Annotated in this window: 12 protein-coding genes; 1 reads left to right on the forward strand and 11 read right to left on the reverse strand. The window is 62.0% G+C overall.

The window, feature by feature from the left end:
• Window positions 1–42 precede the first annotated feature (42 nt).
• The 3 genes from AC2444_RS18950 to AC2444_RS18960 form a co-directional block, all read right to left on the reverse strand.
• Complete coding sequence (locus tag AC2444_RS18950; protein WP_012759072.1) at window positions 43–1353, reverse strand: ABC transporter substrate-binding protein; 1311 nt, start codon at window positions 1351–1353, stop codon at window positions 43–45.
• A 146-nt stretch (window positions 1354–1499) separates the two neighbouring features.
• Entirely contained in the window at window positions 1500–2453 is a 954-nt protein-coding gene (locus tag AC2444_RS18955; RefSeq protein ID WP_012759073.1) for a sugar-binding transcriptional regulator, read from the reverse strand.
• Window positions 2454–2600: 147 nt separating this feature from the next.
• Window positions 2601–3170 carry an exopolysaccharide biosynthesis protein gene (locus AC2444_RS18960; RefSeq protein WP_012759074.1) on the reverse strand — a complete coding sequence of 190 codons (570 nt, stop codon included), beginning with the start codon at window positions 3168–3170 and terminating at the stop codon, window positions 2601–2603.
• Between the two features lie 413 nt (window positions 3171–3583).
• Here AC2444_RS18960 and AC2444_RS18965 point away from each other — a divergent pair, with 413 nt between their 5' ends.
• A complete protein-coding gene (locus AC2444_RS18965; RefSeq protein WP_487762897.1) occupies window positions 3584–4498 on the forward strand; it encodes an ROK family protein in 915 nt (304 codons plus the stop codon).
• On the opposite strand, the gene AC2444_RS18970 is transcribed toward AC2444_RS18965, so the two are convergent.
• The 8 genes from AC2444_RS18970 to araH all read right to left on the reverse strand — a co-directional run bounded on the left by AC2444_RS18970 (window position 4495) and on the right by araH (window position 15036).
• Window positions 4495–6405: a beta-N-acetylhexosaminidase gene (locus AC2444_RS18970; protein WP_128438551.1), complete on the reverse strand. Its 1911-nt coding sequence runs from the start codon at window positions 6403–6405 to the stop codon at window positions 4495–4497. The two genes, AC2444_RS18965 and AC2444_RS18970, sit on opposite strands and share 4 nt — an antisense overlap.
• A gap of 148 nt (window positions 6406–6553) precedes the next feature.
• Entirely contained in the window at window positions 6554–9697 is a 3144-nt protein-coding gene (locus AC2444_RS18975) for an efflux RND transporter permease subunit (RefSeq protein ID WP_012759077.1), read from the reverse strand.
• A 27-nt stretch (window positions 9698–9724) separates the two neighbouring features.
• The gene (locus AC2444_RS18980) at window positions 9725–10864 is read right to left on the reverse strand and encodes an efflux RND transporter periplasmic adaptor subunit (RefSeq protein ID WP_012759078.1); all 1140 of its coding nucleotides are present in this window, start codon (window positions 10862–10864) and stop codon (window positions 9725–9727) included.
• A 48-nt stretch (window positions 10865–10912) separates the two neighbouring features.
• Window positions 10913–11521 (reverse strand): TetR/AcrR family transcriptional regulator, encoded by a 609-nt coding sequence (locus AC2444_RS18985; RefSeq protein ID WP_012759079.1) that lies wholly within the window; start codon window positions 11519–11521, stop codon window positions 10913–10915.
• A gap of 258 nt (window positions 11522–11779) precedes the next feature.
• Window positions 11780–12211 (reverse strand): OsmC family protein, encoded by a 432-nt coding sequence (locus AC2444_RS18990; protein WP_003543147.1) that lies wholly within the window; start codon window positions 12209–12211, stop codon window positions 11780–11782.
• A 207-nt stretch (window positions 12212–12418) separates the two neighbouring features.
• Window positions 12419–13198, reverse strand: coding sequence for an SDR family oxidoreductase (locus tag AC2444_RS18995; protein ID WP_012759080.1), 780 nt, complete (start codon window positions 13196–13198; stop codon window positions 12419–12421).
• Complete coding sequence (locus AC2444_RS19000) at window positions 13199–14089, reverse strand: aldose 1-epimerase (protein WP_012759081.1); 891 nt, start codon at window positions 14087–14089, stop codon at window positions 13199–13201.
• A complete protein-coding gene (araH, locus tag AC2444_RS19005; protein WP_012759082.1) occupies window positions 14086–15036 on the reverse strand; it encodes an L-arabinose ABC transporter permease AraH in 951 nt (316 codons plus the stop codon). The genes AC2444_RS19000 and araH overlap by 4 nt, the downstream gene beginning before the upstream one ends.
• Window positions 15037–15051: the final 15 nt, after the last annotated feature.

Here is a 15051-nt window from a genome sequence, read left to right on the forward strand (position 1 = left end):
GAGAGGCGGATTGTCAAGGATCCGCCTCTTGCTCAGGAGGTTTTATTTTATGTAGCCGGCCTTGGTCATTTCGCGAGTGGTCAGTTGCTGCGCTGCCTGCAGGGCCTGGTCGACCGAGAGCTGGCCGGCAAGAGCTGCGGAGAACTGCTGGCCCACCGCCGTGCCGATGCCCTGGAATTCCGGGATCGCCACGAACTGGACGCCGACATAGGGAACCGGCTTGACGGTCGGCTTGGTCGGATCGGCCGACTCGATCGAGTCGAGCGTCATCTTGGCGAACGAAGCCGCCTTCTGGTAGTCCGCATTCGCATAGAGCGATTTGCGGGTGCCCGGAGGTGCGTTCAGCCAACCTTCCTTCTCGGCGACGAGGTTGCTGTATTCCTTGCTGGTTGCCCAGGCAACGAACTTCTCAGCAGCTTCGGCCTTCTGGGTCCCTGCCGGGATGGCGAGGCTCCAGGCCCAGAGCCAGTTGCCGCGCTTGCCGAGGCCCTTGTCCGGGGCGAGCGCGAAGCCGACCTTGTCGGCGACCTGCGACTGCTTCGGATCGGCGACGAAGGAAGCGGCAACCGTTGCATCGATCCACATGCCGCACTTACCGGTCTGGAAGAGCGCCAGGTTCTCGTTGAAGCCGTTGGAGGAGGCGCCCGGAGGGCCGGCGTCCTTCATCAGCTTGACGTAGAAGTCGAGCGTGTCCTTCCATTCCGGCTGATCGAACTGCGGCTTCCACTTCTCGTCAAACCAGCGTGCGCCGAAGGAATTGGACATGGCCGTCAAGAAGGCCATGTTCTCGCCCCAGCCGGCCTTGCCGCGAAGGCAGATGCCGTAGATTTCCTTGTCCTTGTTGGTGATCTTGCGGGCAGCGTCGGCAACGAAGTCCCAGGTCGGCGCGTCGGGCATTTTCAGGCCGGCAGCTTCGAACAGGTCCTTACGGTACATGACCATCGAGCTTTCACCATAGAACGGCGAAGCATAGAGCTTGCCGTCCACAGTCAGGCCGCTGCGAATTGCCGGCAGCAAGTCGTCGACGTCGTAATTGGCGCCGAGATTGTCGAGCGGCAGCAACCAGTCCTGTTTTGCCCAGATCGGAACTTCATAGGTGCCGATCGTCAGAACGTCGTACTGGCCGCCCTTGGTCGCGATATCGGTCGTGACCTTCTGGCGCAGCACGTTTTCTTCCAGGGTTACCCATTCAAGGTCGATACCGGGGTTCTTCGCCTTGAAATCATCCGTCAGCTTCTGCATCCGGATCATGTCGCCGTTATTCACGGTCGCGATTGTCAGCGTTTCGGCCGAAGCCATACCGGCAAACGCCAGTGCTGAGCAGGCGCCCAGCAGAAAAGTTCTCAATGTCATAATCTTCCTCCCAGAAGATGGGGTGTGAGCATTCGCTTCGCTCATGGGCAATTACTCAATAAACAATAAGGAATGTCAATCGACAATCGTTGCTGCGGTGCCGAAGGCGATGGTCATCCTATTGATTTAACGAGAATATTTTTTGCTCAGCTCCTGAGCAAAAACTCAGCCGTCTCTTCGTCGGTGATCAGAGCGTTGATTTGATGGCCGACAACCGCAGCCCTGATCGCCTTGAACTTGCGCTTGCCCTTGGCCAGCCCAATGACCATCGACGCGTCGCGGGACGGGATCGGCGCCGACGCGACGCGCTCGTTGATCGGGTTGTCGATCAACCTGCCATCGACATCGAAGATCCAGCCGCAGATCTCGCCGACAGCACCCCCGCGCATCAGCTCCATCATCTCGTCCTTCTCGAGAAACCCGTCGACGCAGAGCGGCCCATCGATGCCGAGCTCGCCGATGCCGACGAAGGTGACATCGGCTTGCGCACTCATATTCAGCGTCGAGCGCACCAGCTGTTGGCCATGCAGCAGCTCCCGCTCCTCCGCCGAGGTGACGAGCACCGGCAGCGGCATCGGATAGTGCCGCGCCTTCACCGCATCGGCCATGCTGAAGATGACGTTGTAATAGGCCGCCGATCCGTCCGGGGCGATATTGCCGGTCAGCGAAACGATGCGGTGATTGGGACATTCGATCGCCGGAAGCTGGTCGACGGCCGCCTTCAGCGTGCGGCCGGTACCGATGGCGAGCACGATCGGCTCCGGCCGTTTCAGCCACCGCTCGATCTCGGCCGCGGCCGCCTCGGCGATACCGACCGTCGTCGACGACGATGCGGGATCGCTCGGCACCACTTCCACATGTTTCAACCCGAATTTCCGCCGCAGCTGACTGCCGAGCTCCAGGCAGGCGGCGATCGGATGATCGAGCCGCACCTTGATCAGGCGCTCGGCGACCGCCAGCGACACCAGCCGCTGCGCCGATTGCCGCGAGATGCCCATCGCAGCGGCGATTTCGTCCTGCGTGCGCCCGGCGACGTAATAGAGCCAGCCGGCACGCGCCGCATCGTCGAGCCGTGCAGGGGTCTCGGATCTTTTTACCATTTACTGCCTACCGCGCGAAGTGAGCCGGCGTGCCGCCGCCGAACATGATCTGAGTCTGTATCGCCAGATCAAAACAAAATTCCGGCAAATGTCGAGCCTGTTGCAAAGTGGACCGCTAAATAACCGCCATCACTCCGGCAAACCCGCTCAGGCAAACCATTGCACGACGAGATAGATCGCCGCCTTCACGAGACCGTAAATCACCCCGCCGGCGACGACGAGCGACACGGCCGTCATCACGAAGCCGATGAGCGCGAAGAGCCCGTCACGGCCCAATATGCCGAAGGCGAAGACCGAGATCGTGACCGCCGGCAGGATGTTGCCGAGCGGGACCGGCAGCAGCAGCACGATCGACAGCAGCAGGCATGCCGCCCCGGCAAGATATTCCGCCGGCGGTTCGGCGAAGATCGCAAGCCGCGGTTTCAGCATGCGTTCGGCCCAGGCGAGCCAGCGATGGATGCGGCCGACAATGGTCTCGAAATCCTCCCGCCGCATCGAACGGTTGGCAATCACCTTCGGTAGCCAGGGTTTCAGCCCGAAGGTCAGTTGCACTGCCAGGAAGACCAATGGCGCCCCGAGCACTGCCGAGGTGCCCGGCGGAGTGGGAAAGGCATTCGGCAGCGCGAAGATCAGCATCAACGCGCTGATCGCCCTGTCACCCATAGTATCGAACAGATCGCCTATCGAGATCCGTTCGCGGCTCTGGTCGGCGGCCATCTGCCGCAAAATGGATGAAAGGCGGCGGCCTTTGGGACGTGGTCTTCGGATGGTACTGTTTTCTCTCGTATCTATGGTCGTGGGTCCGGCAGTTGATAAAAGTGTAGGGCCGGATTCTGGCGATGCAATATGCCAATTGAATGACTTGTGGGGTTAGAAATTGCGGCCGCGATCGAAGCCGATGGGCTTGGGCTCACCGGATTTCTCCAACGTCTTGCCATGACGGAATGAAAGACGGAAAACCGTCGCGCCTATCCGATCTCCCCACCTGCGGGAGAGATGTCAAGCAGAACAGACGGGGTAGCACACGACACGACCCTAAAGCCGGCGACACCACCGCCGAATGAGCGCTTGAAATTCCCCGCCAACAATGCAAGCAGACGGTGGGAGACCAGAAAAACGGCAGAGTGGCAATGATCATTTCATTCGACATCGGCGGCACCGCTATCAAGGGCGGCATCGCCCACTCCGAGATAGACATCCTTCCCCTCGGCCGCCGCCCGACGCCCAAGGATGATTTTGCCGCGTTCGTCGAGACCCTGCGCGACATCATCGCCGAAACCGGCGAACAGCCGAGCCGCATCGCCCTCTCCATCGCCGGCGTCGTCGATCCCGATACGCAGCGCCTGATCTGCGCCAACATTCCCTGCATCCACCACCGTACGCTTGGCGCCGATCTCGAAGTCGAGCTCGGCCTGCCGGTGCTGATCGCCAACGACGCCGACTGTTTCGCGATGGCCGAAGCCGGTCTCGGCGCCGGCCGCGGCCACCGCATCGTCTTCGGCGCCATCCTCGGCACCGGCGTCGGCGGCGGCCTGGTTGCCGACGGGCGCCTCGTCAACGATGCCGGCGGCTTTGCCGGCGAATGGGGTCATGGGCCGATCATCGCATCTGCGGCCGGCAATCCGCCCGTCGCCATTCCCGCCTATGCCTGCGGCTGCGGCCAGAGGGGCTGCGTCGACACCGTCGGCGGTGCCCGCGGCCTGGAGCGGCTGCACCAGACGCTGCACGATCTCGACCTTTCCAGCGAGGAGATCATCGCTCAGTGGGGGCGTGGGGAGGAAAAGGCGACAAGGACGATCGACGTCTATGTCGATCTCGTCGCCTCGCCCTTGGCGCTGACGATCAACATCACCGGAGCGACCATTGTGCCGGTCGGAGGCGGGCTTTCCAATGTCGAGCCGCTGCTTGCCGAGCTCGACCACGCCGTGCGCGCCCGCATCCTGCGCAAGTTCGATCGCCCGCTGGTGGTGCGCAGCGAATGCCGCATCGAACCCGGCCTGATCGGCGCAGCGCTTTTGGGGCTGAAGGCCGAGACGGCGGCTTAAAGCACCGGCCACATCCGCACGATCGCTGCGAACCGATCCCAGTCCTTGCGCGCAGAAGGCGTCCAAGCAGCCTCGGCGACCGCTGGGAGACGCGGGAAAACCAGCCGGTTGAAATAGGCACGCGAGAGGAAATTTTCAGTCCAGATGCAGGCCTGGATGCCGCGCATCTTCTCCTGCAGCGCCGCCGGCAGCTCGCCCTCGGCCTCGTAAGCGTAGGTGTGTTCCGGCAGGCTGAAGCCCGCCCAGCTCGCGCCGGGCTCGCCCCAGGCTTCCGCTTGCGCCATGTCGAGATAATAGGCCTGGCCCGGCGTCATCACCACGTCGTAGCCCTCCTGTGCCAGCTCGATGCCGACGGCGGGCTTTTCCCAGGCCATCAGCAGCGTGCCGTCGCGGTCGACGCCGCCGCCATGCGAAACCTCGTTCCAGCCGACGAGTTTCTTGCCGCGATCCGACAGCATGGCTTTGATACGTTTCAGGAAATAGGATTGCAGCTCGGCAGTGCCGGCAAGTTTCTCCCTCTCCATCAGCGTCTTGCAGAGCGGCGAGGAAAGCCAGGAGCCGTGCGCCACTTCGTCGCCGCCGATATGGAGATATTCGCCGGGAAACAGCGTCACCATCTCGTCGAACACCTTACCGAGAAATTCATAGGTGAATTCCACCGCCGGATTGAGGGCGTTGTTCGGATAACCCTGCACCGAGCGGTAACTATCCGGCGCCTCCTGGCCGTCGACGAGCTCGGGCAGCGAGAACAGCGTCGCCATGCTGTGGCCCGGAATATCGATTTCCGGCAGTACCTCGATATGCAGCGAGGCTGCATGCGCAACGATCCGCTTGGCATCCTCCTGCGTGTAATGACCGGAGCGCGTTTGCGCCCCGTCGCCGAGCTGCGGCACGAGCACTTCATCCGGCCCGCGCCGGGCGCCGATCTCCGTCAGCGCGGGATAGGCCTTGATCTCCAGCCGCCACGCTTCGTCATCGGTCAGATGCCAGTGGAAGATGTTGAGCTTGTTCCAGGCGAGAATATCGATCAGCCGCACGACGTCTGCCACCGGATAGAACTGCCTGGACACATCGAGATGGCAGCCGCGCCAGTCATAACGCGGCTGGTCGGCGATCGCGCCGAAATTGGGGAATTTGAAGCGCTCGGGATCGGCGCGGGCGCCGTGCAGCAGTTGCGCCAGGCTGATCAGCCCGTAATGCCGCCCGGCGGCATCCGCACTCGAAAGCACGATCTCATGCGCGGTAAAACGCAATTCGTAAGCGAAGGCGGCGATCGACGATTCGGTGACGAAACGAATGCCCCGCCCGCCTTCGACGGCACCGAGGGAAAACGGCATATTGTCGGCCGGGTAGAGCCGCTGGTAGAGCTCCAGAATCAGCGAGAGCGCCTTGACCGCATCAGGGCGCGTCCGCTCGGCCGGATAAAGCACGACCGGCAGCTCTCCCGCCTTCAACCCGAGCGCCAGCGGCCAGGGCAGTAGCGAATAAGGTTCCTCGGCCCGGCCCGGCGGCAGAAGCGGCGGCGCCACGCCACCATCCCGGCCTTCGAGCATGAGATCGCCGAAACCAACAGGAAAGTGGCGTCCGTCGCCAAGTGTCAGATAGGCCGACTTGACGCCGGCCGTGACATGTTTCGGCTCCCTGGTCAGTCCCTCGACAGTGAAGCGCCAGCGCCCACCGGGCGGCACGCTCAGGTCTTCGGGCGGCAGGAATTCATGGAAATGCGCGACCCGCCGCTTGAGGCTGCCGCCGTCGCAGACATGTTTGTCGGCAACCCGCGTCTCTGACGTATAGGCGAGCGAGAAGCCGGACAGCGGCTCGGTCGAAAGATTGAAAAGCATGAAGGTGAGGCGCCCGAAACTGCCCTCGATCGGGCTCCAGCTTGCTTCCAGATGGTAATCGGCCATGGTCGTGCTCTGCCTCGTCGCTGAGTGGCCGGGATCGCGGTTGGTATCCCGGCATGCTTTGGCAGCTTAGCTTTTTCGAGGCGGCAATGGAATCGGCGCACGAGGACCTGTAGCCAAGGAAAACGGCGCGGCTTTCGCCGCGCCGTCCTCACTCTGCTGCCAACGCCGGCGGATGTCTGTCATCCGCCTCTTCCTGGATGGCGTCGGCATGCTCGCCCGGCTCGTCCTTAGCCTTCGGCTCCCGGCCGAAGAAAAGAGCGTAACCGGCGGGCAGAACCAGAATGGTGAGCACGGTCGCAACCAGGATGCCGCCCATCATCGCGTAGGCGAGCGGACCCCAGAAAACACCGCGCGAGATCGGGATGAGAGCCAGAACGGCGGTCAGCGCCGTCAGCATTATCGGCCGGAAACGTCGCACGGCCGCGCCGACAATCGCCTCCTGCCGGTGCATGCCGGCCTTGATATCCTGGTCGATCTGATCGACCAGGATGATCGAATTGCGCATGATGATGCCGAGCAGCGCGATAACGCCGAGGATCGCCACGAAGCCGAAAGGCGCGCCGCTGATCAGCAATGCGGCCGCCGCACCGATGATCCCGAGCGGTCCGGTGGCGAGCACCAGCATCGCCTTGCCGAAATGCTGCAGTTGCACCATCAGCAGTAGGATGATGACGGCGAGCATGATCGGCGCCTTGGCGGCGATCGACATCTGGCTTTCCGCCGCATCCTCGGCGCCGCCCTGGATTTCGACCTTGTAGCCGGCCGGCAGGCTGTCGCGCAGATCCTTCATGTCGGCATACATCTTCATCACCACGTCGTTCGGCTGCACATCGTCAGGCAGCGTGGCGCGCACGGTGATTGTCGGCAGCCTGTTGCGCCGCCATTCGATGCCCTGCTCCATGACGGGCACGACCTTGGCGACCTGCGAGACCGGTACGAAGCCGCCGAAATCCGTCGGCACATAGACCGAGTTGACTGCCGACAGCAGCGAGCGGTTGGCATCCGGCTCGCGGGCGACGATCGAAACCGTCTCCTCGCCATCGCGGAAATCGTCGAGCGCAGTCCCTGACATGGCGGTCTGCAACATCTGGCGGACACGCTGCGAGGTGACGCCGAGTGCCCGGGCGCGATCCTGGTCGATCACCAGCTTCATCGCCGGCACCTCTTCCAGCCAATCGTCATGGATGGCGCCGAGCTCCGGATTGGCCTGGAAGCGCGCCTTTACCTGATCGGCGATCTCCCTGACTTCCTGACGGTCGGGCCCCATCACGCGCATCTGCACCGGCCAGCCGGTCGGCGGACCAAGGAAGAGGCGGTCGACCTTGCCGCGAATATCGGGGAAGTCTTCCGCAAGGATCGTCCGCAGCTTGACGATCAGCCGCTCGCGCGCCGGTTCGTCATTGGCCATGACGAGCAGCTGGGCGAAGTTCGGATTGCGCAGCTGCTGGTCGAGCGGCAGGAAGAAGCGCGGCGCGCCTTCGCCGATATAGGTGGCGATAAACCGCTTGTCGGGATCATCCATCATCTTGGTTTCGAGTGCCTTTGCCTGCACCTCGACTTCCTTGATGCTGGTGCCCTCGGGCAGCCAGAGATCGACGAGGATTTCCGGCCGCGAGGATTGCGGGAAGAAATTCTGCGGAATGAACTGGAAGGCCCAGAGGCTGGTGACGAAGGTGCCGAGCGTCAGCAGCAGCACGATGACGCGGTGGCGCACCGCCCAGCCGACCGTGCCGCGCAGCCGGCGATAGAAGCCGGTGTCGAAGGCGTCGTGATGCTCGCCGGCGTGATGGCGCTGCTTGAGGATCATATAGCCGAGCCACGGCGTGAAGTAGACCGCGACGAACCACGAGGTGACAAGCGCGATGCCGACGACGTAGAACAGCGAGCGCACATATTCGCCGGCCGTCGAGGCGGCGAAGCCGACCGGAATGAAGCCGGCCGTGGTTATCAGCGTGCCCGTCAACATCGGGAAGGCAGTCGAGGAATAAGCGAAGCTTGCCGCGTCGATCTTGACGAGCCCCTCCTCCAGCTTTCGCTCCATCATCTCGACGACGATCATCGCATCGTCGACAAGCAGGCCGAGCGCGATGATCAGCGCGCCGAGTGAGATGCGCTGCAGATCGATGCCGAGTTCGTACATCAGCGCAAAGGTGGCAGCCAGCACCAGCGGAATGGCGATGGCGATGACGAGGCCCGATCGCCAGCCGATCGACACGAACGAGACGACGAGCACGATGATGAGAGCTTCGCCGAGCGCATGCATGAATTCGCTGACCGCATCCGTCACCACGTCGGGCTGGTTGGCGATCTGATCGACGGCGACGCCATAGGGCAGCGCCTCCTCGAAGCGCTGATAGGTCGCCTCCACGCCCTTGCCGACATCGGTCACGTTGAAGCCCTTGGCCATCACGACGCCGACCTGAACGCTGTCGTGGCCGTTGAAACGGTACTTGCGCTGGTAGGGATCTTCGAGCCCGGAACTGACGGTGGCGATATCGCCGAGGCGCGTTACCTGGCCGCCGGCGCGAAGGCGCAGCTCGCGGATATCGGCCGCCTTCTTCACGTCGCCTTCGACCGATATGCGCACCGAGCGCAGGCCGGTATCGACCGAGCCTGCCGGATCGACATTGTTTTGGCCCTTGATGGCGTTCTGCAGATCGAGGATCGTCAGGCCGCGCTCGGAGAGCGCCTTGGACGAGACGTCGATATAGATCTTCTCAGGCTGGTCGCCGATGATGACGGCCTTTTCGACGCCCGGCGTCGTCAACAGCATGTCGCGCGCCTGGATCGCGAATTTCTTCAGTTCCGGATAGGAATAGCCGTCGCCGCTGATCGAATGCAGCGTGATGAAGGTGTCGCCGAACTCGTCGTTGAAATAGGGGCCGAGCAGGCCCTGCGGCAGCTCGTTGGAGATGTCGCCGACCTTCTTGCGCACCTGGTAGAAGGCATCCGCCACTTCTTGCGAATTCGTGTCGCCCTTGACCTGCAGGGTGATGATCGCACTGCCCGCCCGCGTATAGGACTTGACCCAGTCGATATGCGGCGTTTCCTGCAGCTTGCGCTCGATCTTGTTGACGACCTGGTCTTCCATTTCCTGGATGGAAGCACCTGGCCAGATCGCCTGAACGACCATGACGCGGAAGGTGAATTCGGGGTCCTCGCGCTGGCCCATGCGCATCAGGCCGAGCACGCCGGTGATGATGATTAGCCCGAAGAGGAAACGGGCGATGCTCGGATGTCCGATTGCCCAGCGCGACAGATTGAAGGGCCGCTTCTCGGTGGTGGCGTCCATGGTCTTTGTCCCTATCCTATGGCGCGATCAGCGGACGGTCTGGTCCGTGGCGGCCAGGGCCGATTGCTGGTCCGGCACCTTCACCTTCAGGTTTTCGCTCATGAACTGCGCGCCGGCCGAAACGACGAGATCGCCGGTATCGAGACCCTCGGTCACATGCACGCCGTCGCCGGTGAAGTCGGCAACCTTGATGTCACGGCCGTGCACGGTCGCCGTGTCGCGGTCGACGGTCCAGACCATCTGCTTGCCGTCCTTTTCAGCCAGGGCGCTGAGCGGGATCGAGACATAGCTGTTGCCGTTGCTAACATCGGCCTCTATCGTCGCCGTCATGCCGAGCAACACCTGCGGATCGTTCGGCAGGCTCACCCGAACCGCAAAGGTACGCGACTGCTGGTCGGCGCTGCCGGAAACCTCGCGCACCTTGCCGTCGAGCACCAGCCTGTCGTCAGCCCAGAAGCTGGCCTTGACTGTCTTGCCCGGCTTGAATTCGGCAATGTCGTTTTCTGGAACCGCAATCTGCACTTCCTTTTCGCCGTCGACGGCAACGGCGACGACGGGAGTGCCCGACGCAACGACCTGGCCGACATCGGCATTGATCGTCGTGACAATCCCGTTGTGGTCGGCCTTCAGCTCCGCATAACTCACCTGGTTCTTCGCCTGATCGAGCGCCGAGACGGCGGCATCGCGGCTTGAAACGGCCTGATCGTAACTGAGCGACGCTTGCTCGAGCTGGGATTTCGGCGAAACATTCTTGTCGAACAGCTGCTGATTGCGCTTGTTCACGAGATCGGCGGTTTCGACGCCCTTTTCAGCGGCTGCGAGATTGGCTTCCGCCGTCTTGACCGCCAGCTGGTAATCGGTGGAGTCCATCCGAGCGAGCACGTCGCCTGGCTTCACCTTGTCTCCGATATCGACGAGGCGTTCGGTGATCTTGCCGGCGACGCGAAATCCGAGGTTCATCTCGGTGCGCGCCTTGACCGAGCCCGAATAGTCGAGCTTGCGGGTGTCGCCGGCCTTGGCGATCTCGACGACCTTCACCGGCCGGATGACTTGCTTGACCTCGGCCTTCTCTTCCGAGCAGGCGGAAACGCCGATGCCGATGGCGCCGAAGAGCACGAGAGTGGAGACGGACGGCATGCGATGGCTGAGGGTCTTGAGCGAAAACATCTTCCGCACTCCTGGATCGTTTGGGGTTTCGGCGGCGGCTGCCGTCCATTATTTCTTCAGCGCCCTGATCACGTAGTCGATCAGTTCGTCGACGCTCGCGCGGTTCGTTTTGGCAAGACATTGCGCCACCATCTGCGGATGGCAGAGCGTGTTCGTCGCCGCGCCGAAGCAGCGCGACGCAACGACCGGGTCCTGCTCGGCGAACTCGCCGGCTGCAATGCCTTCGGCAATGATTTCGGCGATGAGATCATGAATGCGATCGATGTGTTTTTCGATGACGTGCCAGTCGCGATCGATCGCGACGATGATCATCTCGTGCACCTTCATCTCGTCGAGCATCAGATCCAGCGTCAACTGGTGCTGGGTCTCGACATAGCGGCGCAGCCGCTCGCTGGCGCTGATCGGCTGATGGCGGATGTCGTAAGCGATTTGATAGGCGGTGGCGAGCATGCGCCCGCAGAGCGCCTGGTGAATTTCGACCTTGGAGGCGAAGAAACGATAAATATTGGCCGGCGACATGCCGAGATCGCGGGCAATGTCGGCCACCGTCGTCTTGCTGTAGCCATAGTGCCGAAACAGCCGCTCGGCTGCATCCAGAATGCGCGTGACATTCTCCTGCCGCGTGATGTCGAGCGTATTTTCCGCGATGTCGTTCATGATTTTCGAGACCCGAATTATGACTGACGATTTTCGAATTTCGTCAGTCATAAAATATCAGACGTTACTTGTCAATATACTGAGGCGCAGCACAAGGTCTCGCCGGACGAGCCCGGCGGAAGCGATAACTCGATGAATGGTGAGAAGGCCTGTCCGACAGCCGATGACGTCGGAATAGGCGGACCCTGACGATGGGGGCAGCAAAATGGAAAGTGCCGCGGCGAGAAGCGCGCGGCACTTCGTCAATGGAGTGACGGGTCAGACGACCTTGACGTCGAGTGTGATCGGAACGGAGGCGAGCGCCTTCGAAACCGGGCAGCCGGCCTTTGCCTTGTTGGCGAGTTCGGTGAAGGTCGCCTCATCGGCACCGGGAATACGGCCGGAGAGCGAGAGATGGATGGCGGTAATGGCAAAACCGCCCTCGACGCTTTCGAGCGTCACCTTGGCGGAGGTTTCCATATGCTCGGCGGTAAAGCCGGCTTCACCGAGGATCAACGACAGCGCCATGGTGAAGCAGCCGGCATGGGCGGCACCGATCAGTTCTTCCGGGTTGGTGCCGGCAACACCTTCGAAGCGGCTCGCAAAGCCGTAGGGGTAATCCTTCAGGGCGCCGCTCTGCGTCGAGATCAGGCCTTTTCCGTCCTTGAGGCCACCGGTCCAATGAGCCGAAGCCGTGCGATTGATCTGCATGCCGTCCTCCTGTTTTCGATTGTGCTTTCAGAGCATGATGTCGAAAAGCGTGCGCGGTTTTCGGACAACATCATGCTCCAACTGTTTCCAGAAAGCGGCGGGGGCCGCTCCGTGCCTGCGGGAGATCAGATAGCCTTCCCGATGGGCAATATAATGCTCTATCCCGAGAAGACGACAGGCTTGTAAAAATAGCGGGATCGAAGCCCTTCAGGCAGGATGCTGCAGCACGCTGAGGCCGCCGTCGATCGTCAGGCAGGTGGCATTGATGAACGGGCACTCGTCGGAGATCATGAACACGGCCGCCATGGCAATCTCCTCCGGCGTCGCGATGCGACCGCCGGGATGCAGTTTCATCGTTTCGGCCTTTGCCGCCTCCGGATCGGGAAAGCCGTTCCAGTAATCGATCACCTTCTGCGTCGAGACATAGCCCGGCGCCAGCGCGTTCACGCGGATATTGCGGGCGGCATATTCGAGCCCCAAGGATTTCGTCATTCCGAGCAGGGCGTGTTTTGCCAGCGGATAGGGAAATGTGTGCGGGATGATGGTGAAAGCGTGCGTCGAGGCGATGTTGAGGATAACGCCGCCGCCCTGTTCGATCAGGCCCGGCAGCACCGCCTTGCAGCAGTTCCATGCGCCCTTCAAATTGATGTCGAAGCAGCGGTTCCATTCCTCGTCCGTCGTCTCGAGCGGTTCGGCAAAGACATTCACCCCGGCATTGTTGACGAGCGCGTTCAGCTGTCCGATTTCTTCATTCGCCTGAGCGACCAATGTCGTGATCGTCCCGGCATCGGTAATATCGGCCGGCAGATAACCAAGCCGGCCACCACTGCTCTGGAGCTCTTTCGCCGCCCGCGCCAGCAGCGCCGCATCGCGATCAACGAGGAAGACGGCGGCATCCTCCCGCATGAAAGCCTTCGCCATCGCAAGCCCGATACCCTGCGCAGCACCTGTTATCAGGATGTTCTTGCCTTGCAGACGGCCGCCCATCTATCCCTCCTCCGACCGAACCGGCAGCGCCGACATCAGGATCGTCACCGTGCCGGCAAGCGCCTCCCCCGGCGCAAGCGGCGCGAGCCCACCGAAATCAGGCAGATGGTGGCCGTTCGGCAGATGGCTCATCGGTTCGAGGCAGAAGAAGTCGCTCCGGTTGACCGGCATATACAGCATGAAGCGATCGAGCGCACCGTCGGCTTCCAGCGCCGCCTGGATTCCAAGTTCCGGCCAGGCCATTGCAGCCCGCCCATTCCAACCCTCGAAGGCATTGTTCATCCATCTCTGCGGCAAAAGCTTTTCGGATCTGAAATCGAAATAGTGCGGCACAGGGCCAGGCATCTCCGGAAGATGGTCCGGCCGCTCGCTCCAATAGCGATCGGCCGCAATCGTCAGTCGCGTCTTTGGCGTGCGCGCGAAGAAGGGATGCTGACCGAGCCCGAAGGGAAGAGCGGTTTCGCCGCGGTTTTCCACGGAAAGTGTCAGCACCAACGCATCGCCGACGAGACGGATCTCCTGCCGGGTAAGATAGGCATAGGGTGAAACCCCGTCGGCGCTCCGGGAAAAGCAGAACTGCGCATGCTCCGGGCTGGAGTCTTCAAGCTGCCAGAGGCTGAGCCAGCCGTCGCCGTGCCGATAGAGCGGATCGGAAGTATTCGGCTGGAAGGCATAGTCGCGTCCGGCAAAGGACATGATATTGCCTTCCACGCGGTTGCCGAACGGCACCATCGCGAAATTCGCCATCATTCCTTCAGGGCCGCCGGCCGCCACGAGAAAGGGCATGCCTCGATAGGTCGCGGCGGTGACGGCAGCACCCCGACGGCTGACCCGGACGGCGAGATCGCCGTGCCTCAGTTCGATGTCATCGCCGGTTTGTCCCTGGTTCATCCGCGCCGTCCCGCAGCCGAAGACCTCAAATTGTCGAGCAACACTGCGATCAGCAGGATCAGCCCGCGTACCACATACTGATAGAACGCCTGGATATTCAAGAGGTTCATGACGTTTTCGGCGATGCCCATAATCAGCACGCCGACAATGACGCCGCTCATCGCCGCCCGGCCGCCGGCCAGCGAAACGCCGCCAAGAACGCAGGCCGAAATCACCGAAAGCTCAAGCCCTGTCGCCGCATTCGGCTGGCCGGAGGTGATGCGGGAGGCAAGCAGAATTCCGGCTATGCCGCAGACAAGCCCCTGCAGCGCAAAGATCCAGACCCGCATGTTGACGACATTGACACCGGCAAGCCGCGAGGCCTCGGGATTGCCGCCGATCGCCAGGGTGTTCTTGCCGAAGACGGTGCGGTTGAGCACGAAACCGAAGAGAATGAAAAGGATCAGCATGATCCAGATCGGCGTCGGCACGGTGAGAAATCGCGACAGGGCAAGCTGGTAGAAAGCGGGATCATTGATGCCGACGGCGCGGCCATCGGAAGCGATCAGCGCCAGCCCGCGCACGATCTGCATGGTCGCAAGCGTGGTGATCAGCGCATTGATGCGAAAGCGGGCAATGACGATACCATTGACGAAACCAACGATAGCGCCGCAAAGCAGGGCGGCGAGCAGCCCGACGGGAATGGAGCCCGTCGCATTCGAGACCATCACCGCGATCATGCCGGAGAAGGCGACGATCGATCCGACCGAAAGGTCGAAATCGCGCGACGCCAGGCAGAACATCATCGTGCAGGCAACGATGCCGATCGTGACGACCGACTGCAGCAGCCCCAGCATGTTTCGCTCGGTCAGGAAGTTCGGAACGAAGAGCGAGACGATCACGAAGGCGGCAGCAAAGATCACCACCAGCCCTTGTTCGCCGAGGAGAATTTTTTTCAACGAATTCATCGTCCGTATTCCCAA

The organism is Rhizobium sp. WSM1328, assembly GCF_057653715.1.